This is a genomic window from Cupriavidus sp. PET2-C1 (assembly GCF_054515855.1).
Genome location: NZ_CM137259.1, coordinates 3,038,846 through 3,065,103 on the forward strand (window position 1 = coordinate 3,038,846; position 26,258 = coordinate 3,065,103).

At 67.8% G+C, this 26,258-nt stretch carries 12 protein-coding genes; 1 reads left to right on the forward strand and 11 read right to left on the reverse strand.

Annotated elements, in window-relative coordinates; all coding sequences use genetic code 11:
• Nucleotides 1-15: 15 nt before the first annotated feature.
• Nucleotides 16-13,614 (reverse strand): filamentous haemagglutinin family protein, encoded by a 13,599-nt coding sequence (locus ACX12D_RS13775; protein WP_459374023.1) that lies wholly within the window; start codon nucleotides 13,612-13,614, stop codon nucleotides 16-18.
• Nucleotides 13,615-14,115: 501 nt separating this feature from the next.
• Between ACX12D_RS13775 and ACX12D_RS13780 the strand changes: the two genes are divergently transcribed.
• Complete coding sequence (locus ACX12D_RS13780) at nucleotides 14,116-15,189, forward strand: IS110 family RNA-guided transposase (RefSeq protein WP_459373922.1); 1,074 nt, start codon at nucleotides 14,116-14,118, stop codon at nucleotides 15,187-15,189.
• A gap of 1,103 nt (nucleotides 15,190-16,292) precedes the next feature.
• On the opposite strand, the gene ACX12D_RS13785 is transcribed toward ACX12D_RS13780, so the two are convergent.
• The 10 genes from ACX12D_RS13785 to ACX12D_RS13830 form a co-directional block, all read right to left on the reverse strand.
• Nucleotides 16,293-17,366, reverse strand: a complete 1,074-nt coding sequence (locus ACX12D_RS13785; protein WP_459373922.1) for an IS110 family RNA-guided transposase — start codon at nucleotides 17,364-17,366, stop codon at nucleotides 16,293-16,295.
• Between the two features lie 325 nt (nucleotides 17,367-17,691).
• On the reverse strand, nucleotides 17,692-18,681 hold the full coding sequence (locus ACX12D_RS13790) for a FecR family protein (protein WP_459371513.1): 990 nt from the start codon (nucleotides 18,679-18,681) through the stop codon (nucleotides 17,692-17,694).
• Nucleotides 18,682-18,774: 93 nt separating this feature from the next.
• Nucleotides 18,775-19,290 (reverse strand): RNA polymerase sigma factor, encoded by a 516-nt coding sequence (locus ACX12D_RS13795; protein ID WP_150984208.1) that lies wholly within the window; start codon nucleotides 19,288-19,290, stop codon nucleotides 18,775-18,777.
• Nucleotides 19,291-20,007 (reverse strand): STN domain-containing protein, encoded by a 717-nt coding sequence (locus tag ACX12D_RS13800; RefSeq protein ID WP_459371515.1) that lies wholly within the window; start codon nucleotides 20,005-20,007, stop codon nucleotides 19,291-19,293.
• A gap of 132 nt (nucleotides 20,008-20,139) precedes the next feature.
• Nucleotides 20,140-21,561, reverse strand: a complete 1,422-nt coding sequence (locus ACX12D_RS13805) for a trypsin-like peptidase domain-containing protein (protein ID WP_459371516.1) — start codon at nucleotides 21,559-21,561, stop codon at nucleotides 20,140-20,142.
• Complete coding sequence (locus ACX12D_RS13810; protein ID WP_459371517.1) at nucleotides 21,542-21,979, reverse strand: YbaB/EbfC family DNA-binding protein; 438 nt, start codon at nucleotides 21,977-21,979, stop codon at nucleotides 21,542-21,544. The genes ACX12D_RS13805 and ACX12D_RS13810 overlap by 20 nt, the downstream gene beginning before the upstream one ends.
• Nucleotides 21,979-22,500: a YbjN domain-containing protein gene (locus ACX12D_RS13815; RefSeq protein WP_459371518.1), complete on the reverse strand. Its 522-nt coding sequence runs from the start codon at nucleotides 22,498-22,500 to the stop codon at nucleotides 21,979-21,981. Before ACX12D_RS13815 ends, ACX12D_RS13810 begins: the two co-directional genes overlap by 1 nt.
• An 80-nt stretch (nucleotides 22,501-22,580) precedes the next feature.
• A complete protein-coding gene (locus ACX12D_RS13820) occupies nucleotides 22,581-23,522 on the reverse strand; it encodes a peptidylprolyl isomerase (protein ID WP_459371519.1) in 942 nt (313 codons plus the stop codon).
• Between the two features lie 191 nt (nucleotides 23,523-23,713).
• Entirely contained in the window at nucleotides 23,714-24,472 is a 759-nt protein-coding gene (locus ACX12D_RS13825; protein ID WP_459371520.1) for a hypothetical protein, read from the reverse strand.
• A 10-nt stretch (nucleotides 24,473-24,482) separates the two neighbouring features.
• A complete protein-coding gene (locus ACX12D_RS13830) occupies nucleotides 24,483-26,249 on the reverse strand; it encodes a putative porin (RefSeq protein ID WP_459371521.1) in 1,767 nt (588 codons plus the stop codon).
• Nucleotides 26,250-26,258: the final 9 nt, after the last annotated feature.

Genomic DNA, 26,258 nt, shown 5'->3' on the forward strand with positions numbered 1-26,258 from the left:
GCCCCCGCCAGGGGCTCAGCGCCGGAGATTGCGGCGCTCCGTGGCGCTCAACTGGCTGAGCTGCGACTCACTCAGGTCCATCTGGCCCAGCACCTGCACCACCCCGTTGGGATCGTAGCTGGCCGGCGCCGCCTTGGCCCCTTCCCTCGCTTTGGGCGCTGCCTCATCCGTGTCCGTGCCAAAGCCGAGCACGCGCACGGTGAAGATCGAGGGCAAGCCCTGGCGCGCCGCCGTGCGCTCGCGCTGCAGCGCGTCCTGCGCCGCGCCCACCGCCTGCGAAGCCACCGCGCTGGCGTTGGTCAGCGCGCCAACGTTCACCGCGGCCAGCACGGGGATGCCGGTGGCCTTGCCCTGCACCTGGATGTTCTCGGCGTTGACCACGTGCAGCGCGCCAATGTTGATGTTGCCAGACACGCGGATGCCGGCTTCGCCCGCGTCGATGGTGCCCAGCGGCGCGATCAGGTCGATGTCGCCCGGCGGCACCTCGGGAACCGGGTTGAGCGTGGCGATGCCCGCGCCGGTGTTCGGCGTGGTGGGCGACAGCGTGACCAGGCCGATGTTGTCGTACACGCGTCGCTGCGGCGTGTAGACCACGGTGGACTTGGAGCCACGCCCGGCGTTGATGTCGCCCTGCGCCGACCACGCCAGGATGTTGCCGCCGAAGGTGGTGAAAATGCGGCTCTGCCCCAGCAGGATGCTGTCCCTGGCGTAGATCTGGACCTCACCCGCCCCCTGCGTCAGCACGCCCGAGCCTTCGCCCGGTACGAAGCCGCCATCCACGCCGACCAGCGTGCGGCCACCCGGCGTCATGATGTCGATATCGCCGCCGAAGTCCGTATGGATGCCGGCGTCCAGCAGGTCGTACACACCCATGTTGTACGGGTTGCCGGCCGCTTTGTACTCGTCGCGCCGCAGGTAGGTGACGCCCTTGAGCGGCCGCTTGGTGGCGGGCGCCCCGGAGACCGGGGCGTAGTAATTGGCGCTGCTGAACATGGTCAGGTCGCCCTGGTAGGCAAGCGCGTTGCCCTGCGCGTCATGCGTGGGGAAGAGCGTGGCGATGGCCTCGCGGCCACGCAGGTAGCTGCCTGCGCGCGGGCCGCCCACCTGGTTGTACTCACGCCCGGCGGCCTTGAGCTCGGCGTAGTACACGTTACGCAGGAAGGCCCGCTGCTGCTCGGGCGGCAACGCGGCGAAAAACTGCCGCGCGTCCATGCTGGCCGCGTCGAAGTGCAGGTCCAGGCCGTTATGCCCGCCAAAGCGGCCACTCAGCCAGTTGACCAGATGCAGCTGGCTGGCCAGCCCGTACTCGCGCCGCAGGTCGCGGTTGGCGGCGGCCGCACCGGCCGCCAAGGCTTGCTGGCGCGCGCTGTCAAGCTCCGCCTGCTTGCCTTGCAGGTAGGCCGGCGCGCCGGCCTCGTCGCCCGCGTAGCCGAACTGGGCGCGCAGCCAGTCGGCCAGCTTCAGCTCACCGCCATAGACGGCCACCACCTTGCCCGGCTGGTCGGCAAGGGCGCGGCCCGCATCGGCCTGGTTGGCGGGATCCAGGTAGCGCCTGGCGAAGGCGTTGAAATCCAGCCCGTTGCGGCCCACGCCCGCCGCCACCGCAATGCTGGCGCCGCTGCCGCGGTCGCCCGGAGTCACGTTGGCCACCGGCCCGATGCTCTTGAGCTCGGCCCGGTCGGCCATGTACAGGTCGCGCCCGGCGGTGACTTCCAGCAAGCCGGGGCCGGCCACGTAGAAGTTGCTGAAGCGGATATCGCGGCCGGCCGAGACCACGGACACATCGTCAGGGTTGTTGTGCACGATCAGGTTGCCACGCGCGCTGGCATTCAGGACCGGGACGGGTTTCTCGGCAAAGGTGCCGTCGCCACGGCGAGGAGGAATGTACCAGCCGTGGCCATCGGCGGGCACGTCTTCGGCCTCGCCCAGCGCTGTGCCCGCATTGACAAGGTCGCGCCCCGCGCGGATCGCCACCGGGCCGCCGCCTTCATACCAGTTACCGAACGTGAGGGCCGAACCGACGCCATTGGCACGGGAAATGATCGACCCCGTGCGCAGGCCGACGATATCGCCATCGACCGCATAGAAGCGCGCCGGCTGGCTGCCGGGGACCGCGTAGCCCGAGGCCGTGGGCGGCGTGAAACTGAACAACGGGTAGGCCTGGTATGTACTTGCACCGCCGTTGTTCGCCAGGAACACGCTGGCAGCCAGCCCGTCCGGGCTGATATTGCTCAGTTTCAGCGTGCCGTAGACGATCTTCACCGTGCTGCCGCTGAACGCGGCGTTGAACGGATTTGGCAGGGCCGTGGGATCGGCGCCAGACTGCGTGATCCCATAGCCGCCGGCGTAGATCGAGTCGGCGGCCAGCAGCTCCAGCTGGCCCGCGCCCGTGCGGGCATATTGCGGCCCCACCGGCGACGGGGCCAGCATCAGCGTGGTGCTGGACTGGACCGGCCGGCTCGTGCCATCGATGGCGCCGGTGCTGGAATTGCCGTAGTAGAAACTGCCGCTGGCCGCCACCGCGCGCAGCACCGACGGCATCATGAAACGCCCGTCGGTCGCGGTATGGTTGCCGGTATAGCCATTGTCCGCCGCCGCGGTGGACGGCGTCAGATTACCGCCCGCGCTGAACAGGTCGATGGCGGTGCCCGGCGTCCACAGCGAGAACCAGGTCCAGCCGTCGCCGGTGTAGCTGGCGCCGTTGGCCAGGAACGGCGTGCCGTTGTTGACCAGCGCCACGCGGCCGGCATCGCCCACGGCGCCGAGCACCAGGTCGCCGCGCGCGTCGATGCGCACGCCGGCATCGCCGGGTACCAGCACCGGCCCGCCGCCGGCGATGGAGGACGTGGCCTTGTACACGTCGTAGGCGCGCGATTCGGCGGGATCCGCGCGGTCGAAACGCAGCTCGATGCCGCCCACCGAACCGGCCTCCATGCGCAACGCCCCGCGCAGGTTGACGAAGGTGCTGTTGAGATCGCTAGATACCCCCGAGAAGCGGGTGGCCGGCGTGACGTCACCTGCCTGCGAGGAGAAGGCGCGCACTTCCGCCACCGGGTTGAGCCCTCCGCCGATGCGGATGTCGAGGTCGCCGCCGCCGGCCAGGGTGAGCTGCTTGCCATCGGCCGAAACGCGGCCCGTGCTGGCCACCGCCAGGTTCAGGCCCTGGCTGCGCGACACATAGTTGCCGGATGCCGTCATGCGCGACGACAGCATGCCGGCGTCGCCGCCGGCCTCCAGCACCAGGTTGCCGCCGCCCAACGTGCCGATGCCGGTGAACCCGACCAGGAACGGCGCTTTCGCGAACAAGTCGTAGCCTTCCGTCGGGCCGGCCACATAGCTGCCGAAGTTGACCCACCAGGCGGTGGGCACGCCTTCGCTGCCTGTCACGGCGCTGCCGGTGCCCTGGCGCCACAGCCAGTTGCCCACGGCGGTGGAGCCGACGTGGGCGCGCAGGGCGCCGATCGCGTCGGTCCGGTACTGGCCGCCTCTGACGCCGATCAGGTCACCCTTCACGTCGCCCTGGGCACGTACCAGCACGTTGCCGCCGTGCTCCGGGTACCAGGCGCGGTACAGGCTCTGGCTGCCGCCATCGATATACGGCGCAAACGTCGTGCCATCCGGGCCCAGCAGCGTGCCGTCGAAGGCGGTGGCGCGTGGCAGGTTGTACGCCGCGCCCACGCCAGCGGACTGCGTACCGGCGGTGTAGACGCCGAACGGCGAAGTCATGGTGAAGTCGCCGCCCGAGATCAGGTCCAGGTCGCCGGTGCCGGTGCGCAGCACGCTGAAGAGCTGCTGGCGGGCCGGCTGCAGCTGCGCCCGGTACACCGGGGGCGTGCCGTCCTTGACCTTGACGACCACCAGGCCATACCCTTGGTCGTTGAACTTCTTGACCTCTTCCTCGCCGCCCCATTCCTCCAGGTTGATCGGCGTGCCGGGCTCGTAGCCCGAGAATCCCAGCGAATCCGCCCCCCACACGTATTCGCCCGGCAGGCCGGTGCCCGGCAATAAGACGTTCGCCGAGACCAGGCCGTAGTGCGTGTCGGCAAGCAGCATGGACGCCTGCTTGCTGCGCGCCTGCAAGGCACGCGTGTCCGCGGCCTGCGTGTCGGCGCCGCTCACCAGCCGCACCGACCACGATTGCGAGCCCTCGGGCAGCATCGGCGCCAGCGCCCAGTTGCGGCCCTGGTTGCCGCTGGCGTCTCCTGGGCGCAGTGACACCATGAACGCATCGTCCGGCAGCTTGACCACCGTTTCGCTCGGGATCACCGCGCCCTTGCGCAAGGCGAGCGCGTTCGCCAGGTAGACCCCTGGCGCGGTATCCACGCTCGTGCCGGTCTGCGGCAGCGGCACGCCGGCCGGCCAGGTCATGGCCGCCACGCTGGCCCCGCCGATGAGCCGGTTGCCGGCGTCGAGCTGCATGCCGCTGGCCAGCGTCAGCGGCTGCGACAGCACCGTCCCCGCCGCCTGCACGACGTTGCCCTGCGCATCGCGCACCGCCCCGCCCAGTACCGTACCGGCTGGCAGCACCAGGTCCGCCGCCAGCGTGGCGCGCGCCGGCAGCACCGTGCCGGGACGCAGGCTCACGGCCTTGATCGGCAGGTCGTAGTTGAGCGTGCGGCCGGACAGGAAGAAGGTGTCTTCCGCCAGCGTGACCAGCTGGCCCTGCGGGATGACGACGTCGCCGCCCCAGGGCACCCGGCCCTTGACCAGCACCCAACCCTGATCGTCCGGGGTGACCGGCAGCGCCGAGGCGTCGAAGCCATCGGTCAGGCTGCCATAGACGTTCAGGTTGCCGCCCGCGCGCAGCACCAGCGCGCCGGCTTCGCCGGAGCCATAGACACTGGTCTGCTGCGTGCGCGGGTTGACGCTGGCGTAGCGGTAACGCGACAGGTCGATGTCGCCATCGATGTGCAGGTCGCCATCCGGCGTGGCGCTGACAATCTCCACGCCTGGGCGCAGGTGGAAAGCGTCCGCGTAGCCGCGCAGGCCGGCGAGCTTGCGGTTCATCAGGTCGGCGTTGGCCAGCGCATTGCCCATGAACGCCAGGCTGTCCGCGTGCTTGGCGTCCAGGTAGGCCTGGTTGATGACCTGGTAGGGACGGCCGTCGGCCATCAGGTCGGTGCCCCAGGCCGCGTCCTTGTAAGACCAGAAACCGTTGACCGCGATGGAGCGCGCGCCGTCGATGCGCAGCGCGCCGCTGGCGTCGATATCGATATCGTTGCCGGTGGCGCCGCCCAGGCGCGGGGCGTTGAGCTCGACCGTACCGAGCGACTGTGCGCCGGCGCCGGTGCCGGCGCGCAGGTCCATGCGCGCGCCGCTCTCCAGCGTGAGCCGGCCCGTGCCGGCGTTGATCTCGATGGTTGCGCGATTGGGCGCTTCGATGACCTGGCCGTAGCTGTCCACGCGCAGCACCGTGCCGTGCGCGTCGAGCAGTGCGCCGCCGCCAATGGTGACGCCGTTGCGCGCGGCCAGGCGGATGCTGCCGACCTGCTCGCCGCTGGCGTCGATGGTGCCGGTCACGGTGAGCTTGCCGCCGTCCACCGACACGCTGACCTCGCGCGCCTTGAGCTCGTCGCCGATGGCCAGGTCGCCCTGCTTGAGCTGGAAGCTGCGGATGCCGGAGAGCTTGCCGTCGTTGAGGCGCTGATTCAGTCCCGTGAAATCGGCGATGTGCTGCGCGCGGATATCCGCCCCGCCGGCCGCGAACGGCACCAGGGTGCCGCCGGCATCGTAGTGGCCGCTGCTGCCGCCCAGCACGCTGCCGCGCAGGTCGATGGTGCCCGCGCCCGCGCCCAGCGCGAGCACGGTGAGCTTGCCTGCGCGGTTCTCCCTGGCGGAAACGTCGATCAACGCACCCGCCGCCTGGCGCACGTCGCCGGCACGGCTTTCCAGCACCACGTCGCCGCCCCAGCTGTACTTGCTGACGTCATAGAAATCGAGCTTGCGGCCGCCCAGGTCGAGCCGCGCGCCATCGCGCAACACCACGTCGCGCTCGGCGGACACGGTGAGCTTGCCGCTGGGCAGGATCACGGTGCTGTCCAGCGCCACGCTGTTGCCGTTGAGCGCGATCTCCGCGCCCAGGGCCTCGGCCAAGGCCTTGCCGGATAGGGCCGGCGCGGCGGTACCGGCGGGCGCCGTCAAGCGGATGTCGCCGCCGGCGGTGATCTTGTTGACCGAGCCCGCCCGGCCGGTCAGCAGCGGCGTGTTGAGATTCAGGTTGCCGCCGCTGTAGGCATAGCCCTTGGCGGCGTCGTCCCAGGCGCCTTGCGACTGGTAGACCGCGAGCGATCCCTTCTGGTTGGCCGTGATGCGCTCGCTGGCGTTGAGGTCGACCTGCGCGAAGCCCAGCACCATCCGGTCCATGGCGTGGATGGTGTCGGGGCGGCTGTTCGGGCCATAGCCGAACTCGATCTGCTTCGCGTCGACCTGCAGGCGGCCGCTGCCCGTGCCGGCGCCGCCGGTTGCCACCAGCCCCGGCGCATTGGTCGCGCCGTTCCACACCAGGATATCGGTGTGAATGCGGGCCAGTGCATCGGCATTGCCGTAGCCCTGGATGGCCGGCGCGCCCAGCACCAGGCGCGCGAGCGAGGACTTGCCGGTGGCCGGGTCGATGGTGGACAGCGCCACCGAATCATAAAAGCGCAGCGCATCGCGCGCGGTCAGCGCCAGGTTCTCCAGCGCCGGCGCGCCGGTGCTGGTGTCGCCCTTCAGGAGCCGGTCCAGCACCTCCTGGTTCAGCGTCAGGCCTGGCGGCAGCGCATTGCGCGCGGCCAGGTCCGCCAGCGTGGCCTGGTTGCCCGCATTGATGCCGCCGACCGACAACACCAGGTTGCGCGTGCCGTAGCGTGCCGCGTCGCGCAGGTTGAAGCTCTGGTCGGTCGAGGCAGCGATGGTGCCTTCGGAATACAGCGGCGTGGTGCCGTGGCAGACGGCGCCCGGGCTGCAGGCGCCGATGTCGATGCGGCCCGCGCCCCGGAGGGGATCCGCGCTGTAGCCCGGCGCCAGCATGTCCAGCCAGCCGTTGGAGACCGCCAGCACGCTGCTGGAGCCCGGGTCGTAGACATAGCCGTTGGTGGAATCCCAGGCGGCCTTGCCCCGCCCCAGCGTATTGATGCCGCCGCCCGGCTCCACGAAGATGCCGCCCGATTTGGTATTGGTCACCAGGTACACCTCGGCGGCCTTCAGCACCGCGCCTTCGCGCAGGAAGATGCTCCACGCCCCGCTATCGAACGTGGCGATGTTGGCGCGTTGCCTGCTGCCGGTGTAGTCGACATAGCGCACTGACGGCAGCCCGCCGATGCCGATGCGCGAGGCGCCGATGGCATTGATATCGGCCGCGTACAGCGAGGTGCCGCTAAAACCCGGCGTCGGCGCCGCGCCGGCGGCCAGGATTTCGTAGCTGGTTTCGCCCATCATCAGCGCACTGCCGCCAAAGCCGCCTGCGGCGGGCGCATACAAGGTGCGCCCCGCAAAGTGCAGGACAGGTTCATCGCCAGGGGCGCGCGGCGCGGTCGGCGCGAAGGACAAGCGCAGTGTCTTGGCGTCCCGCTCCAGCTGGACGCGCGGCACGCCCTCGCGTGCGGCCTGGGCCAGCGCGAAATCCGCGTAGCTCATCTCGTTGTATTGCGAATAGCTGCGCAGTACGTCGGCAGGCGTCAGGAAGACCTGGGTAGGCACGGCGTTGCGGATGCCTGTGTTGGCCACGCCCAGCTGCGCCGAGGCCGCGTACGAGCCATTGCGCATGGCCATGGCGCCGCTGGCCGCCAACGTGCCATTGCCAAGCCCGTTGAGCTCGACGCGGAACGCGCCGGGCAACAAGGCGAAGGTGGAAGGCAACAGCGTGTAGCTGCCGGCGGGCAGGCCCGGCACGCCGGCGCCGATCGTGATCTGGCGGCCGATGGCCGGATCGCTGGCCCCTTTCTCCGCCACCACCGGCGCATAGCCGGGCTGCACGCCCGGCACGATCGCATAGACCGGGTTGGTCGACAGGCCCGGCAAGGTGAAGCCGCCGCGGGCACCGACCTGCACCAGCGGATTCATGCGCGCATCCACCGAACCACCGCGCCCGGCGAGGAAGGCCGCGCCGGTCAGCGTGCCGCCACCGCGCAGGTCCAGCACCGCGTCCTGCCGCACGTCGATGGTCTTCCCGGTCAGGGTCATGGCGGGGCCATTGCCCACGCCGTTGAACACCACGTCCTTGCCGTCCTGCAGATAGCTGAGCCCGTCCAGCGAGCCGCCATAGGGCATGACCAGCCCGTTGGCGCTGATCGAGCTCACGCTGCCCGGCAGCAGGTTCAGGTGCTCCGTCACGGCGCCATAGCCCGCCGATCCCAGCTCGAGGTTGCCCAGCGGCGCCCGCACCACGCCACCCTGGTTGATGGTCGGGGCGCTGAAGCTCAGGCGGCCGAAGACGGAATAGGGCATGGCGGGCAACTCATCGCCCACGCGCTCGATGTTGAGGTGGCGCGCCGGGTCGAATTCGCGCTGGACGTTGCCGTAGTTGTCGAGAAAACTGCGCTGTCCGACCGTCACCGAGCCACTATCGCCCATGCCCGGGTAGATCTGCGCGGCCGCCAGCGTGAGGTTGCCGGGTACGTTCAGCGAGGCGTCGCGGTACATGCGCATGTCGCCGCGGCTGCGCAGGGTCGTTTCGTCGAAGGCACCTCGCTCCACCGCCAGCGATGTGTCGGCGTTGCGCTTGATGACGCCGCGCACGCCGATCTGCGTGGCCCTCACCAGGTCCAGCAGGTCCGCCTCGACTTGCAACCGGGTGCCTTGCGACACCAGCGGCACGCCCGTGGTGTTCACAGTGGGGTTGGGCATGTAGTAGAAGTCGGGCGGAACGCGGGTCGTGCCGGCCAGGCGGACATAGGGCGCGGCCAGGCTGACCTGGGTGCCGGCTGCGGCATGCTCCGCCAGCGCGATCGCGCTGGTCGTCAGGCGCAAGCTCTGCCCCACGGCCAGGTTGACGTTGCCATCGAAGCTGATCAAGCCGTTGGCCAGCAGCGCGACGTTGTCGAACCCACCGGCCCCGATGCGGTCCACGCCAATGCGCCCGGCGCCGTAGACCAGGGCGGCATCGCGCTCGCCAGGCCGCAGTCCGGCCGCCAGCGCGGTGGCGCCCTGCGTTTGCGCCACCACCAGCTCGCGCGCGGCCCGCACCGCGTCTTCGACGCTGGGGCTCTTCTGGCTATAGTTGTCCACCGGGCCGTAGGCCGGCGTCTCCAGGTTCAGCGCCAGCGTGCCGCCGGCGGCGCCCTGGCCGCCGGCGGCCGCGCGCAGGCTGCCGTCCAGGAACAGGCCGCGGAAGGAACTCAGCGCGATGACGCCACCGTCGCTCGCCACCTGCGTGGCGCCCAGCCCGGGCAGGTCCAGCCGCGCGGAAGCGCCAGAGGCATCGATGCGCGCGCCGGACCGAACCACGACGAAGGCGTCCGCGGCGTCGATCTGGGTAGCGTCCAGGTTATGGCGCGCGCCGATCTCGATCGTGCCACCCTGGCCCACCTTGCCGTATACGTTCCCGCGTGCGTCGACGGCAGTGACCGCGCGGCCGGCGGCATCGAGCACGGCGCCGTTGCCGATCCAGATCGACATGGCATTCGCGATGCCGTTGGGCCGGTCCGCCTGGTTGCCGGTGCCAAGCTTGCCGGGCAGCAATGCGATATTGCCGCCCCAGGCGTTCAGCGTGCCCTCGACGGTGATCTGGCCATTGCCCTGCAGGCTCAGCGTACGGCCCGGATCCACGGTCACGGTGGCGCCCTGCCCGACGACCAGCGGCGCCTGGGTGTAGACCGAACCGGCCGACAACGCCAGGTCGGCGCCGCCGCGCTGGGCCAGCGTGGCCTTGAGCGGGTCTTCCTGCCACAACGGCGGCAGCCAGCGCTCCAGGACTTGCGCCGGATCGGCGCCGCTGGCCACCGCGTGGCCCGCGGCGGCGTCAAAGCGCAGCACCGGCATGGCTACCGCCACGTTGGCATCCCGGGCCACCTGCACGCCTTGCTGGGCGGCCACGGCATAGCGCGAGAAGCCGCTCTGGAACACCTCGTTGCCGAGCACCAGCAGCGGCTTGACCGCCACCGCGCCCGGCAGTTTCGTGCCGGCCAGCAGCCTGGCGCCCTCAGCCAGCACCACGTCCTTGGACAACGGCGTGCCGGCCAGCAGGGTGCTATTGAACTCGGGCACGGGGATGCCGTTGGGAAAGACGTCCGCCGGCACCACATAGCCCGGTGCCAGGTCGCCCGATGAGCCTACCAGCACGGTACCGGCGGGGGCGATGTTGCCGTTGGAATAAAAGCGGCCCTTGTCGTCGATGACCGCGAAGTTCCAGGTCGTGCCGCGCGGCACCAGCCACGGCGCTTGCAACGTGACCTTGCGCGTCGCGCTGAACAGCGGGTTGCCTTGCATCGCCTGGCCCGGCGCAACGGTGTCCGCCGCGTACGTGAAATCACTGGCCAGCACCGTGCCGGCCGGCAGCGTGACCGACTGCGCCAGCGTCAGGTTGACCGATACCGACTGGCCCGCCGGCAACAAACCGCTGTCCGCCAGCAAGCCACCGCCGATGGCAATGCCCACGCCGGTGTCGATGGTGAGCGTCCCCCCGCCCTTGACGCCGTAGCCGCGTAGTTCGCCGTTCATCCGCAAGGCGCCGGAACCGTTGCCGGCAACGTCGTTCTGGTTGGACAACAGCGTGATATTGCCGCCCCGCCCGCCCTGAACCTTGTTGCCGGCAAGCAGCGCCGCGCCCGACGACACATCCAGGACGCTGCCGGTGCCAAGGGTGACGTCGCCAGTGCTGCTGATACTGATCGCGCCACCGTTGACGTAGGGCAGCCCGCCAATCCGGGTGAAGTCCAGCTCGAGGTTGGACCATAGCCCCCGCCCATCCAGCGTGACACCGTTGCCCACCGAAACGCCGGGCGTATAGCCCTTGGCCGGTATCGCCGCCACCGGCACGTCCAGCCAGGCGCCACCGGCGCTGCTGGTGTACTGATTGATCATGTTGCCCAGCGCGATGCGGCCGCCGCGCGCCGCGAGGTCCGCCCGCACGTCCACCTGCGTGGCATGCAGCGCGAGGTCGCCGCCCGCGGCCACTTGCACGGCGGCGCCAACGTCGATGCCGTCCCTGGCGTAGACCTTCAAGGCGCCCAGGCCAAGCCCATTGATCCACCCGGCATCCAGGCGCAACTTGCCCTTGCGCTCGTCGGGCAGCGCGTCCGTCATGGCCAGGCCATCCGCGATGCCTTGCACGATGCCGATATCCACCTGTTTCACCAGTGCCTGCGGGCTGTCGCGCAGCGTGCCGGTCTTGCTGTCGTAGATCGGCGTGAGTTGCCCGACGATCAACTGGCCGGCACGTGGCGCGGCGATCTGCGATTGCTTGTAGCCGTCCAGGCTGACATCGCGCGCCTCGCGCTGGCGATCGCCCTGGAATACCGTGGTGTCGATATGGCCTTCGAGCACCGCGGACTGCGTGCCAACGACCACGCGCCCGGCATCGCGCCCGAGCGTGTAGCCGTTTTCCAGCCGCTCGCCCGGCGCGATCAGCGGGCTGAGGAAGTATTCCGTGGTGTTCTTGCCCCAGCGCGCGTGCGCGTTCTCGAAGCCGCGATACAGCCCGGTGTAGAGATTGTCCGCAGGCGCGGTAGCCAGGTTGTACAAGCGCCCGTCGGCTCCCCTGAGCCAGGTCTGCTTGATGATGCCGCTCTGCACGTTCAGCGAACCGCCGGAGACGTTGATGCCGGATCCGGCCTGCGTGACCAGCTCGCCGCCGCTGAAGCCCACGGTGCCGCCCTGCGCGGCCCATTCGCCGATGCTGTGGCCGCCGGTGCTCAGGTAGCCGCTGACTTCCAGCAGGCCCCCGCCCGTGTACATGCGCTCGGTGGCATAGCCGTTGGTGCCCGCGGCGACGCGCACCAGCGTGCGGCGGTCGATCCAGATATTGGCGTTGTTGAGCAGCTTGCTGTCGCGGTTGAGCGGGGCGTCGCGCTGCTCGTTGCCCTGCACGTTGATCATGACGTTGTTGGATTCCATCGCCACGCTGACACCCACGGCGCCGGCCACGTCGATCGCGGCGCGGTCCGCCACGCGCGTGCGGCGCACGGCGCCCACCATCACCTGGCCGCCGGTGGCGAGCGTCATGGAGTCGGACTGGAAGTCGACGTCGCCGCTGGAATCGATCTTCACCAGAGACTGGTCGCGCCGGTTGTAGGCGCCATCGCTCGGCCGGGCGGAGTCCTTGATCAGCACGTCGCGCTGCGCGTCCAAGGCCGTGGCGTTGCTGTCGTCGAGCAGGATGGCGCTAACGCTGCCGGGCGCCAGGATCACCCGGCTCTCGGCGTCTCCCACGGCTTTCAGGTGCAGCGTGCCGCGCGTGTTGACCGAGGTGCTGGCAAGCGCCACGCCGGCCTGCTCCACGCTGCGGCCAACCAGCGTGATGTCGCCGGTCGCCGCCTGGAGAAAGCCGCTGTTGCTCACGCGGCCCGCCAGGCTGCCGGCGTTGCGCTGCACGCTGACCTCGTTGCCGCGCGTGCTCGAATCCTGGTTGGCATCGGTGCCAACGCCCCTGCGGATGATGAAGCTGTCGCCGGCGGCCAGCGTGACCTGCCCGCTAGGTGTGGAGATGGACCCGTGGTTGTGCGCTTCGCGCCCGGCCAGCAGTACATAGCCGCCACCTTCGGTCACCGATTGCGGCTTGCGCGTTTCGATGCGCGCGCCGGCCTGGACGATCACGTCGCCCGTGGCATTGCCGTTCGATGACGTGCTCGGCGTGGTGACCAGGTCGTTGGCAAAGGTCGGCACATTGCCGACGCCAAGCGCATCGCTGTAGAGACCCTTGCGCATTTGCGAATCCGTCATGCCCGCTGCTGCCGCCACCAGGTTGCGCGTATCGACCTGGCTGCTGCCCGAGAACACGATGCCGTTGCGGTTGACGATCATCACCGTGCCGTCTGCCTTGATCTGCCCCTGGATCTGGCTGGGCCGCGCCTGCGGATCGTTGACGCGGTTGAGCACCGCCCAGCTCGGCTGCTGGTCGAACTGCACCGTCGTGTTCCGGCCAACGTTGAAGGTCTCCCAGTTCAGGATGGCCTTGTCCGCGGTCTGCCGGACGGTAACCTGCGTCCTGCCGTCGACGACCTTCTGCCCGGTTTCCTTGTCCAGCGGCCTCGCGTTGATCCAGCCCGCGGTCAGGCTGTTGGTATCCACCTTCAGGCCGCCTTCGGCCAGGCCATCGGGCACCGACGCATCGTTCATCGCCGCCTGCCGCGCGGCGGCCTGCGCAGCCTGCATGGCGGCAATGCCGCGCGCAGCCACGTTGAGGTTGTCGATGGAGCGTTGCAGTTGCTCGTTGGCGCGTTGCTGTTGCGCCTGCGGGTTGGTGAGCGATGCGGCGGGCTGGCCGTTGGGCAAGCGCCCGGTTGCCGCCGCCGTGTCCTGCATCAGGTTCTTTTGCGCCATCCAGGCGCGGCTGAAGGCTTGTTGCGCATGCGCGCTCTGCATGCTGCCGCCGGCTGCCACGAGCAATGCGATGGCGTGGGCCAGCGGTCGGATCGTGAGTACCGTTCTGCTGAATCGCGTTGTCTGTCGCGAGGGCATCTTCTTGTAGTGAACGCGCATGTTCATTCTGGCTTCCATTCCCGTCTAGCTCATTCGGCGTGGCCCGCTCGCCCGGCATGGCTTGGCATGGCTCGGCGAGCAGGCACTGCGATCGTGTCCATCGATGGCAAGCGCCGTCGATGCTCCTGGGATCTAGACCGTTGGGCGCGGGGGAATCGGCAAGGTTTTATTTGAAGATTTCGTGACAGGGGGATAGGGGGGTGTTAAGCGGGCTTGGGGTTGCTGCTGGCGTGGGTGGGCGATGTTTTATTGCTTCTGGCTGCTGGCGCGGCTGTACGGGGTTGGCCGTTTTAGAACGTGTGAGATGTCACTTTTCTTTACTCGTAAAGAAAAGATGGTATGAACGCGCCCCGTCCCCGCAGTGGAGCGCGAGGTAGCGAGACGGTAGTGTGGGTCAGGCAGAAAAGAGTCTGATGAGAGGGGGTCCCTCCAGACCGAACGGCATCGCAATGTGCCAGAGTGGAAGATGTCACCACCACTACAGGAACGGAGGGACCCGAAATGAATGCTATGACATTTGGGCTGGATATTGCAAAGCATGTGTTCCAGCTGTACTGGGTTGACCCTGAGACTGGCGAGATTCACAACCGGCGATTTCAGCGTCAAAAGCTGATCGAGTTTCTAGCTCAGCACAAAGGACGCGTGGCGCTGGAGGCGTGCGGCAGCGGGCACTGGTGGGCCCGCAAGCTCCTAGAGATGGGCTATGAGGTGAAGCTGTTGCATGCGAAATACGTCCGCCCGTTCGTGCAAACCAACAAGACTGACGCCGCGGATGCGCGCGCAATCTGGACGGCGGCGCAACAGCCGGGCATGCCGACAGTGACGCCGAAGACAGTGGAGCAGCAGGCCACGCTGGTGTTGCATCGGATGCGAGAGCAGCACATCAAGATGCGCACCATGATGATCAACGCTTTGCGCGGCGCGCTCTATGAGTTTGGCTTGAGCTTCAAGAGGGGGCGTCAGGCAGGTCTGGCGGAGATGAACGAGAGACTGGCCGAAGTGGAGGAAGACGTGCCGGCGAGGGTCTTCGAGGCGTTGCGCGAACAGTTCGAGCTGATCGGTCGGCTAGACAAAGGCATTGAGCAGTTGGAAGGACAGATCAAGGCCTGGTCCCAAACGCAGCCAGCGTGCGAGCAACTGATGGCGATTCCGGGGATTGGCATGCTCACGGCCACGGCGATGCTAGCGACGATTGGCGATGCGCAGGGCTTCGAATCGGGGCGGCAACTGTCGGCCTACTTGGGGCTGGTGCCGCGCCAGCGTGGCACTGGGGGCAAGGTGCAACTGGGGGCGATTAGCAAACGCGGAGACCGTTACCTGCGCATGCTGCTGATCCACGGTGCCAGGGCAGTCCTGTTCCGGGCCAAGGACAAAGGGACTTGGTGCGACCAGCTGGCGCGCCGACGCCCGACCAACGTGACGGTGGTGGCGATGGCGAACAAGGCGGCGAGAATTGCCTGGGCGGTGCTGAGGGGCAAGGAGCCGTATGAAAGAGACCACGAATTGAAGAAAGCGGCGAGGGCCAGGCAAATGGCGGATTCCGCGCTAGGGCATCTGCGCCTACCAAAACCGTAGGCACAGCAGCCCTAGCTGCGGCTATGAAGCAGGTTAATTGAATTCGACTAGCAGGTTGCGCGGGTAGACGTGAAGTGATGGCAAGGCAGGTTGGACCGCAAGAACGAGACCCTGATCGGTTACAAGTGCTTCGAGCACGCTGAAAAGACGAGGGCCGCTCTTGGCGAATTCCATAGGGGCCCGCAGGCTTGACCTGCATGAGGCCGGATATAAGGCTGCAACCAAATCCTCGCCGAGCATCATGAGATGATTTACCTGGCAAACCGGGGCGCGTTCATATAAGTAACCAAAAGAAAGCGATCCTTGCAGGAGGCTGGCTTGTCGGGGTTGCGCAGCCCGGTGGTTTCGTCGTCAGGCCCCGGGTTTTAATGGCCTCGTGCCGTTACCGGTTTAAAGGACCACTATCCAGCAAATGACGCTGATTTCGTGGTGAGGCTGCTCGGTAGCGGCATCCCTGCTCGTTCACACATCTGCCGGTACCGGTTCGAAACGCCACGATATATCACGTCGTGATGGTTTCGTGGTGGGGTGGGCGCGGTGGAAGAATTCTTCGGCCTATCAATCCGGCGCCACCGCGCCCACGACGGAAACGGGACGCTTGCAACTTCGTGGCCGGCCACCCCGCGAGCGACAGACGGCTTGAAATTCGTGGTGGCCGCTACCGGGGGGGCCACCACGAATCCCTGGGCATTGGCTGGTTCGTGGTGCTCTGAACCGGTAACGGCACGAGGCCATTAGAACCCGGGGCCGTACGACGAAATCATTGGGGTACCCAATGACGTCACGCCAGCCTCCTGCAAGGATCGCTTTCTTTTGGTTACTTATATGAACGCGCCCCGGTTTGCCAGGTAAATCATCTCATGATGCTCGGCGAGGATTTGGTTGCAGCCTTATATCCGGCCTCATGCAGGTCAAGCCTGCGGGCCCCTATGGAATTCGCCAAGAGCGGCCCTCGTCTTTTCAGCGTGCTCGAAGCACTTGTAACCGATCAGGGTCTCGTTCTTGCGGTCCAACCTGCCTTGCCATCACTTCACGTCTACCCGCGCAACCTGCTAGTCGAATTCAATTAACCTGCTTCATAGCCGCAGCTAGGGCTGCTGTGCCTACGGTTTTGGTAGGCGCAGATGCCCTAGCGCGGAATCCGCCATTTGCCTGGCCCTCGCCGCTTTCTTCAATTCGTGGTCTCTTTCATACGGCTCCTTGCCCCTCAGCACCGCCCAGGCAATTCTCGCCGCCTTGTTCGCCATCGCCACCACCGTCACGTTGGTCGGGCGTCGGCGCGCCAGCTGGTCGCACCAAGTCCCTTTGTCCTTGGCCCGGAACAGGACTGCCCTGGCACCGTGGATCAGCAGCATGCGCAGGTAACGGTCTCCGCGTTTGCTAATCGCCCCCAGTTGCACCTTGCCCCCAGTGCCACGCTGGCGCGGCACCAGCCCCAAGTAGGCCGACAGTTGCCGCCCCGATTCGAAGCCCTGCGCATCGCCAATCGTCGCTAGCATCGCCGTGGCCGTGAGCATGCCAATCCCCGGAATCGCCATCAGTTGCTCGCACGCTGGCTGCGTTTGGGACCAGGCCTTGATCTGTCCTTCCAACTGCTCAATGCCTTTGTCTAGCCGACCGATCAGCTCGAACTGTTCGCGCAACGCCTCGAAGACCCTCGCCGGCACGTCTTCCTCCACTTCGGCCAGTCTCTCGTTCATCTCCGCCAGACCTGCCTGACGCCCCCTCTTGAAGCTCAAGCCAAACTCATAGAGCGCGCCGCGCAAAGCGTTGATCATCATGGTGCGCATCTTGATGTGCTGCTCTCGCATCCGATGCAACACCAGCGTGGCCTGCTGCTCCACTGTCTTCGGCGTCACTGTCGGCATGCCCGGCTGTTGCGCCGCCGTCCAGATTGCGCGCGCATCCGCGGCGTCAGTCTTGTTGGTTTGCACGAACGGGCGGACGTATTTCGCATGCAACAGCTTCACCTCATAGCCCATCTCTAGGAGCTTGCGGGCCCACCAGTGCCCGCTGCCGCACGCCTCCAGCGCCACGCGTCCTTTGTGCTGAGCTAGAAACTCGATCAGCTTTTGACGCTGAAATCGCCGGTTGTGAATCTCGCCAGTCTCAGGGTCAACCCAGTACAGCTGGAACACATGCTTTGCAATATCCAGCCCAAATGTCATAGCATTCATTTCGGGTCCCTCCGTTCCTGTAGTGGTGGTGACATCTTCCACTCTGGCACATTGCGATGCCGTTCGGTCTGGAGGGACCCCCTCTCATCAGACTCTTTTCTGCCTGACCCACACTACCGTCTCGCTACCTCGCGCTCCACTGCGGGGACGGGGCGCGTTCATACCATCTTTTCTTTACGAGTAAAGAAAAGTGACACCTCCATGTGCGTAAACGGCCAACCCCGCACAGCCGCGCCAGCAGCTAGAAGCAGTAAAACCCTGCTCCAAAAACGCCAATCTGCGCCAGCAGCCAGCAGCGCAAAAACCGCCACCTTCAAGAAACCGCTTAACTAAGCAACACAATCCCCCCCGGCAACGACCGCACCTCCAACCCAAGCGAGCGCTGCATCTGCGCAATCGCCTTATCCAGCGATCGAATCTGAAACCGCCCCGTCACATGCCTGCCCGCCACCCGCTTGTCCAGCAGCACCACCCTACCCGGCCGATAGCGATTGATCTCCTCAACCACTTCGCGCAACGGTGCATCGGCAAACCGCAGGTAGCCATCGCGCCACGCCGGCATCCACGTCGGATCGACATGCACAATGCGTCCTAGCGCAGCACTATCGTAGGTGAGTTGCTGCTTGCCGCTCAGCGTCGCGATGCCCGCGGCATGCGCCACCTGCACGGTCCCCTCGACGCAAGTCACGCACACGCCGGCAGGCGTGACCCGCACTTCAAACCGGGCGCTCTGCGCAAACGCGCGCCCCGGCCCGGCGACAACCGCGAACGGCCGCGGCGCATTCAAGGTATCGACGGCGGCTTCGCCGGAGATCAGGTCGATGCCCTGCACGCGCCCCGCTCCGGAGCGCACGGCAATACTGGTGCGCGTATTCAGCTCGACGGTGACATCCTCGGCCAGCGCCAGCCGGCGTTGCTCGCCGGTCGCGGTGCGGTAGTCCGCGCGCAGCTCTTCCACGGAAGGCCACAGGCCCAGCGGTGGCTGGATGACGGCCACTGCCGCGGCCGCCGCCGCCGCGCTCATGGCGCCGCCGAGAAAAGCGCGCCGCTGCCAGTTCGGCGCTTGCCGCGCCTCGACAAAATGCAAGCTCGCCGGGTTACGCGCCACGACCAGTTCGCCCGCGTGGCCCAGTTGGTCCCAGCGCTGCCGTGCCAGGGAAAAGGCAGCCCGGTGCGCGGGATCCGCCATGCACCAGCGCCGCAGCGCAGCGCCGTCGGCCGGTGTCATCTCGCCCGCCGCCACGCGGCGCACCCAGGCAAGCGCCTGCCGCTCGATCGCGTCAAGCGTGCGTTCCGGTTGTAGCGCAGGATTCATCTTTCGTATCATGGCATCAAGCGAGCCGCCACCGTGGTTTGCCTGTGGACATAGACAAGACGGTTGGGAAGCAATAGATCGGCATGCTTTTTTTCATCCATGCTTGGGGCTATGCGCCATGCAGTACTCATGGGCCCGCTTGAGCTCCAGGCCGATCAGGCGCGGCGACACGCCGAAGCGCACCGCGGCCTCCTGGTTCGACAGTTCATCGACCCGCACCGCGAGGAAGATCGCCCGCCGGCGTGGCGGCATGCTTTCGATGAGGCGTGCAACGGCCTCGACCTCGTCACGCGCCGCGACCGTTTGCGCGGGGCCGGGCGCGGGGTCGACGATCTCGGCCATAAGCGTCTCCATCTCTTCGGCGCTCATGTAGCGGCGGTCGCGCTGCAGCCGGTCCAGCGCCAGGTTGGTGGCCATGCGCATCAGGTAGGCAGCCGGGCTCTTGACCGGCTCGCCCTCTTCCTTGCGGTCTTCCAGGTGCACCCAGGTATCGTGCAGCGCATCGCTGGCGAGCTCGGCCGAGCCCAGGCGCCATGTCAGGCGGCGCTTGAGGTCGTCGTAGCGTTGCGCGAGCAGCTCGCGCAAGCTGGAGCGGCTGGAGTCGCTCATCTATCGGCTCGCCTGCCGGCCGCAGGGTGGTTGGCACGACCCGGAGCGGGCCGCGGCGGCGTCACAGCGCACCGGCTTGACCAGCAGCACGAATGCCTTGGCCGGATTCCCGGGCGGCTGGCCCACATCGACGTGCTCCACGGTCTCGATGATGGCCGCATCGCGTGCCTTGTCGCCGGTGGTATCCAGCAGGCGCACGTGCGCAACGCGGCCGGCCGCATTGAGCTGCACATAAAGCGCGAGGCGATATTCCCCGAGCGCGAGTGCGGGCCGCGCGCAGAGCGCCCGATAGACCTGCGACTGCACAGCGCCCTCATATTGCCGCGCGGCGCTGGCCGGCGGCTGCGCAATGGCCGTGTCCGCCTGGTGCGGCGCGGGCACCAGCACGAAGGCATCGGCCGCGGCTGCCTGCACGTCCAGCCCCGTGCCCTCGAGCATCTTGCGCAGCGCGCTTTCCGGGCTGAAGGTGCCGTGGACGGCAGTCGAGGTTCGCCCCGCTGCCAGCTCGGAGGAAAAGAAGACGGACAGGCTGGTCTGCGCATCGTATTGCGCCAACGCTTGCTTGAGCGGCTGGGCCGGCAGGTCGAATGCCATCTCCACCGCGCCGCGGTTGGAGGGCTGCTGGGCGCGGGTCTGCTGGCAGGCAAGGCATAGGGCCAGGACCGCCATATAGACAACCAGTACGCGCGCACCGGGGGATGCGACCAAGCTTGCCATCACGATCCAATGCCATGTGCGTTGAGGAGTCCCTGCCGCATCGGGCGCGCGGCCCAAGTGCATACTCGTGCGCATCGTAGGGATCCAATGTGACGCCGCCGTGACTGCGTGCCAGCACTGCCGTGACACGGCTCACTCCTCCTGCCCGGGACCCGGCGGCTGCCGTGTCTCGATCGCGATGAACAACCGTGCGTTGCCACGCTGGACCAGCAGCGCCACCGCGCCGTCCGCCGCGCTGGCCTCGTCGGCCAGCGCCTCGATGCTGTCGACCGGCTGGCCGTTGAGCGCGAGGATCACGTCGCCGGCGTTCATGCCGGCGCGCGACGCGGCCGCGTTCACGCGCTGCACCAACAGGCCGCCGTCGATACGCAGCACCTGCCGCTCTTGCGCCCACAGCGGCCTGACCATCATGCCCAGCGGCGCGTGCCCGGGCGCGGCCGGGCGCGCCACCCGTGGCGCGTCGAAGCGATCGGGCCGTACCTCCAGCTCGAGCGCGGCGCGGTCCCGCCAGACGCGCAGCGGGACAGCGACGCCGGGCGCCAGGTCCGCAATGAAGATCAGCGCATCGGCGGACTGCACGACGTCGCGCGCACCCACCTGCAGGATCACGTCGCCCGGCTTCATGCCGGCCCGGCTGGCGGCCCCGCCGGGCTGGACATAGCTCACCAGCGCGCCCGCGGGCCGGGGCAGGCGAAACGAATCGGCCAGGGCTTGCGAGACCTCCTGCACCGCCACGCCGATACGCCCGCGCGTCACCGCGCCCTGGCGCAGCAACTGGTCCTTGATGCGCATGGCCACATCGATGGGGATGGCGAACGACAAGCCCTGGTAGCCGCCGCTGCGGCTGTAGATGCGGGAATTGATGCCGATCACCTCGCCCTTGAGGTTGAACAGCGGGCCGCCGGAGTTGCCGGGATTGACCGGCACGTCGGTCTGCAGGAAGGGCATGTACTCGGCGCCAGGCAGCACCCTGCCCTTGGCGCTGACGATGCCGGCCGTGACCGAGTTGCTGAACCCATAGGGTGAGCCGATGGCCAGGGCCCAGCTGCCCACCTCCACGCTCGCGGCGTCGCCGATCTTCACCGTCGGCAAACCGGTGGCGTCGATCTTGAGCAGGGCGACGTCGGCAACGGCATCCAGCCCGATCAGCCTGGCCTTGAACTCGCGCCGGTCGGTCAGCTTCACGCTGACCAGCGACCCGCGCGCGACCACGTGCGCGTTGGTGAGGATGTAGCCGTCGCCGCTGAGGATGAAGCCCGAGCCCAGGCTGGTCTCGTCGACATTGTCCTGGCCCGGCGCACGCCCGCGCAGCGGATCGGGCGATGCCTCGCGGGCCACACCAATGTTGACCACGGCGGGGCCATTCTCGCGCACCAGCCGCGAGAAATCGGGCGCGGCTCGCCATGGCGCCGCCTGCAGCGGCGCGCATCCGGCCGTGCCTGCCGCCAGCACCAAGAGCAGCGCCAGCGCGGCAAAGGCCAGCGAGCGCCGCACGCATCCGCTGCGGTGGCCCAGGTCGAAAGCCATCGCCACATCAGCTCGCTTGCGCGCCATCCAGCCCCAGCTCCAGCACCATGGGCTGGCGCATATCCGGCGGCGGCGGCTCGGGCAACGCCTTCGTCATCAGCACCGCGCGCAGGTCCGCGTCGGCCTGCGGATTGCCCAGCGAGTCGAACTCCATGCGCTCCACGCGGCCATTGGGGGCAAGCCATACACGCATCACCAACGACGCGGCCGGCTGCGCGCGGGCCTGCATCCAATCCCGCAAACGCAGGGCGCTCGCATCGGCCGGATCGCCCAGCCGCGCCTGGAACTCCGTGCTGGCCAGTTGCGCATAGCGCATCCAGTGCTGCGGGAACGGCTGCGCCGGGGCGGCGGCAGAAGACGCCGCGCCCAGGCCCAGGCCCACCAGCCCCAGCGTACGGAGCAAACGCCGCCACACTTTCTGCGGCACAGCCAGCTTGCGTGTCATTACGCGGCGGCTCCCTCTTCCAGCACAGGAGCGGCAGCAGGGGCATCCGCGGTTGCATCCGATTGCGCCGGCTGAAAGTTGCGCAGATGCAGGAAGAACTGGCCCATCATCTGCGTCCACAGCTGCAGCGCCACGGTGAGATAGTCGGGGCCCACGCCGCCGGAGATCACCACGTCCATCTCAAGCACCAGGAATTCGCCGTGCTGCGCGACGCGCGCGAAGCGCTTGGCGCGATGCCAGTCGCCCAGCACCCCCTCGGGCAACGCGCCGCCTTGCACCCGCAGCGGGCAGCTCAGCGTGAAATCCAGGTACGCATCTGGCGCGACCGTGTTGCCCCAGAGGACCTGGAAGCCAACGCCATGGCTAGCGCTGTGCAGGCGCAGCACGCCGTCCTGCTCGATGGCCGTCACGGCGCAGCCGGCGGCCTTGATGGCATCGGAGACCTGCTCCGAGGTGACTGCCATCAGCAGTGCGGGCTGGCTGGATGCCGAGGTTTCGATCTGGGTTGCGGTGGTGGTCATGGATATCCTGACGTTAAAAAGAATGGAAATTGGGATTGGGTCTGGCTTGAGGGGGCGGCTTATGCCGCGCCCCACCCGCTTCAGTTCACTTTTTGCAGCACGGCATCCAGCGCGGCGGTGTCGATGCTGGCCGTGCCTGGCGCAACCAGCTTTGCCATATAGGCCTGCACGAGCTGCTGCTGGCGTTGCTGGCGCATGGCCGCCACCAACTGCGGCTTGATCTCGTCGAGCGTTGCGGTGCGGCCAGCCTGCGTGTCCAGCAGCTTCATCACATGGAAGCCCGCGGCCGATTGCACCGGGTCGCTTACCTGGCCAACCTTGAGCCTGGCAACGGTGTCGCGCACTTCCGGCAGCATCTGCGCCAGCGGCAGCGTGCCGACTTCCCCGCCACGCTCCGCGCCACGGGGATCCTGCGAGCGGCTCTTGGCGAGCGCCGCGAAATCGCCCTGGCGTGCCTGCGTGGCCAGCTTGCGGGCTTCGTCGCGCACCTTGGCCGCAGCCGCGGCGTCGCTGCCCTGGGCAGCCAGGAAGATCTGCGCGACGCGGTAGGTGGCGGGCACCTGGAAGTTCGCCTTGCCTTCTTCATAGGCCGCCTTCACCTCGAGCTCAGACGGATAGTCCGCCGGCACCTGCGTGACCGACTCCAGGTAGGTGGAGGAGACGATCCGCGCGGCGATCTCGCGCACGGCGGCATCGACGCGCGCCTTCACCTCGGGCCGTTCCGCCCAACCCTTGCCCTGTGCCTCGCGCAGCAGCGCTTCACTGGCCAGGCGCTGGCGCAGCCAGTTCTCGATGCCCGCGCGGTTGCCCCTGGCCGCGGCGCGGTCCGCTTCCGGCAGGCCCTGCAGCAGCCGCTCCACGTCATCCTGGCCAACGGTGACCGAGCCAGCGCGCGCTACCACCGGACCGCCTGCCGTGGCAGGCTCCGCGGCCTGCACCGGCGCTGCGCTCAGCCACGAGGCCAGCAGGACGCCGATGGCCATGCGCACGGGCGGCAGCATGGACTGGACGTGCAATTTCATTCGAATCATCTGTGTCTTACCTTTTTTCTCCGGGAGCGCGGGCAAACGCCTGTGCGGGCCAGCGGCATCGCCTTGCCCGCGCACTGGCCTGCGCTCCTCATTACATCGCAGCAACATGACAAAACACTCACGCCCCAGCAACAGCAGGCTCGGCGCCACCGCCATGCGCGGTCCGTTGCTGGCGTTGCGCGTCATGGGCGTGGCGCCTCTGCCGCACCCGTGGCGCTCGTGGCGCTCGCCGCAGCATTGACATCGGCAGCCGCCTGCGCGGGCGCGTCGGCGGCTGCCGCGGCGCCGGCCGCGAAGCGCCCTTCGTACAGCTTGTCGCCATACTCCTGCGCGATCTGCTCGAACTTCACCCGGCTCTGCGCCGCGAAGGGCTGGCGCGCGATCATCACCGTGCCCAGGCCCACCGTCTCGTAGGCGCGCAGGATCTCCTGGCCCGCTGCGTAGAGCTTCACGTTCTTGGCCTCGCACTGCGCCACCGTGGCGTGCTGCGCCTTGGCCTCCAGGGCCAGGCGCTGGCGCTCCGCCTCGGCTGCGCGCGCGAGCTTGAGCAGTTCGTCATAAGCATTGCGGTACTGCGCAATCTGCGTGCTCGCCTTCTCGGCAACCGCCTGTGCCTGCTGTTGCGCCTGCTGGTTCCTGTCACTCAGCCGCTCGCGCTCCTGGCGCTCGGCAGCGAGTTGCGCGCGGGCACGCTCCAGTTCCTTCTTCGTGTCGGCATCCGCGCCGGATGGCGCGGCGCCTGCATGTGGCGCGCCGGCCTTGAGCGCGGCCAGTTCGTTCTGCGCCTGTTGCAGCTGCGTGGTGGTGATGCGCAACTGGGCGCGCAGGCGCTCTTCCATGGTCTGGGCCGGCTGGGCGTGAGCCGCTGCGCCGGCCATCGCGAAGCTGGCGGCGAGCGCCAGCGGACGCCAGGCGCCGCGCAAGCATGATGTGGATGGCACGGTATCCCTCCTAGAAGCGCGTGTTGATCTCGACCTGCAAGATATCGATCGCCAGCGGCGGGCCATAGACCTCCTTGGTCGACGTCCAGCGCCCGGTCACCCACGTGTTCTTGTCGAGCGCGTACGAGCCGCCCACGTAGTAGCCGCGTGCGTTGGTGCCGCCCAGGTGGAAGGTCGAATCGTTGTAGCCGTCCGGCATGGCATCCGGCTCGATGCGCTTGTAGCCAAGCAGCATGTTCCAGTCGCCCTTGGCAAGCGTAACGGGCTTGCCCAGCGTGGCCTGGAACATGTAGGCGTTGCCGCCGCTCTTGAAGTCCGCGCGGCTGGTGCCGCCGCTGCCGCCGAAGTTATTGACGATGCCGCCGTTTGCGCGCGAGAACATGCCGCCCTCGTCGTAGGCCAGGTTGCGGATGTAGTTCGCATCCATGCGCAGGCCGAGGCTGCCCGCCACCTTGGTTTCCCAGCGGAAGTTCAGGTCCAGCAGCTGGAACTTGGACGCCAGGCCCACGTATTGCGGCTGCGGGGTGCCGGCCGGATCCAGCGGATTGAGCGCGATATTGCGCAACAGCATCAGCGTGTTGCCCTTCTGCATGAAGGCCGGGCGCGACCAATCGGTGCTGCAGCCGTCGGCGCCGGCGTACAACGCGCAAGGCTGCGACACCTGCCCGCTGACGTTGCGGAAATCGTAGTACGCCAGCGCGCCGCGCAGGTGATTGTCGTTGTTGAGCTTCCAGCTCGCGCCGATCTGCGCACCCAGCAGCCATTTCTTTTCGCTGCTCGCCTTGTTCTGGCTGCGGCTGGGGAAGCTGTCGGAGGAGTACTCGAGCGGCACCAGGCCCAGCGTGCCGAACAGCGCGACGTCCCGGTTGGGCAATGCCTTGTCGAACTGCGCCGCCAGCCCGTCGAAGTTCAGGTCGTGCGAAAACAGCAGGTCGGACGACACGAACGGGTTGCCGAAGCGGCCGGCCGTGAGGTTGAGCCATTCCGCCGGCTTGTACGACAGCCAGCCCTGGTCGAGCCACACGTTCTTCTTGGCCAGGCCGCCGCCCAGCGTCTGGTTGGTGGACACCGGGCTGTCGTCGTTGCCGGTGGCAATGCGGATGCCGGCATGCGTGCTGTCGGAGATATCGGCCAGCACCCCGAACCTGGCGCGGGCACGCAGCAGGCTCACGCGGTTCTGCCGCGTGTTGGCCAGCGGCGGCAGCGAGAGGTTGGTGTTCGGGTTGACGTCGAAGCCGCTGCCCTGGTTGATGGCCGCCCAGTCGATGGCGATGTCGCTGTTGTTGCTGGAGTAGAAGCGCGATTCGTCGCGCACGCGCACGTCGCCTTCGATGCGGATGCGCTTGGTCCATTCCGGTGTTTCGTTCGGTGCCGCCCAGCCTTCGGCCTGGGCCTGGGCCATGACCTGACCCTTGACCTCGTCGCGAATCCGGTCGCGCACGGTCTCGGAGATATAGGGCACGCGCACGTCGCCCGGCTCTACGCGCATGCCGCCGGCAGCGGCGGCCGGCGCTGCCGACGCCACGCGCTGCGCCTGCTGCTGCGCCATGGCTTCGGTCTGGGCCTGGGCAAGCAAGGCTTCGCCAACATCTTTTTTCAGGGCGCCACTTTGCATCAGGCCACGGATCAGCTTGACCATGGTGCTATCGGCGGGCGCCGCGCTTTGCGCATAGCCCGCGCCGCTTGCGCCGAGCAGCGCGATCGCCATGGCGACGGCCAGCGCGTGGGTCTTGCGAGCCGGCTCCGCATGGCGCCGGGAGTTTGCTGGATGGTTCATCGGTTCGTT

Bases quoted from the DNA above. Each gene is read 5' to 3' on its own strand.
- ACX12D_RS13790 (WP_459371513.1), bottom strand. From the start codon at position 18,681: ATGAATCCTGCGCTACAACCGGAACGCACGCTTGACGCGATCGAGCGG.
- ACX12D_RS13795 (WP_150984208.1), bottom strand. From the start codon at position 19,290: ATGAGCGACTCCAGCCGCTCCAGCTTGCGCGAGCTGCTCGCGCAACGC.
- ACX12D_RS13775 (WP_459374023.1), bottom strand. From the start codon at position 13,614: ATGCGCGTTCACTACAAGAAGATGCCCTCGCGACAGACAACGCGATTC.
- ACX12D_RS13785 (WP_459373922.1), bottom strand. From the start codon at position 17,366: ATGAATGCTATGACATTTGGGCTGGATATTGCAAAGCATGTGTTCCAG.
- ACX12D_RS13820 (WP_459371519.1), bottom strand. From the start codon at position 23,522: ATGAAATTGCACGTCCAGTCCATGCTGCCGCCCGTGCGCATGGCCATC.
- ACX12D_RS13815 (WP_459371518.1), bottom strand. From the start codon at position 22,500: ATGACCACCACCGCAACCCAGATCGAAACCTCGGCATCCAGCCAGCCC.
- ACX12D_RS13800 (WP_459371515.1), bottom strand. From the start codon at position 20,007: ATGGCAAGCTTGGTCGCATCCCCCGGTGCGCGCGTACTGGTTGTCTAT.
- ACX12D_RS13780 (WP_459373922.1), top strand. From the start codon at position 14,116: ATGAATGCTATGACATTTGGGCTGGATATTGCAAAGCATGTGTTCCAG.
- ACX12D_RS13805 (WP_459371516.1), bottom strand. From the start codon at position 21,561: ATGGCGCGCAAGCGAGCTGATGTGGCGATGGCTTTCGACCTGGGCCAC.
- ACX12D_RS13830 (WP_459371521.1), bottom strand. From the start codon at position 26,249: ATGAACCATCCAGCAAACTCCCGGCGCCATGCGGAGCCGGCTCGCAAG.
- ACX12D_RS13810 (WP_459371517.1), bottom strand. From the start codon at position 21,979: ATGACACGCAAGCTGGCTGTGCCGCAGAAAGTGTGGCGGCGTTTGCTC.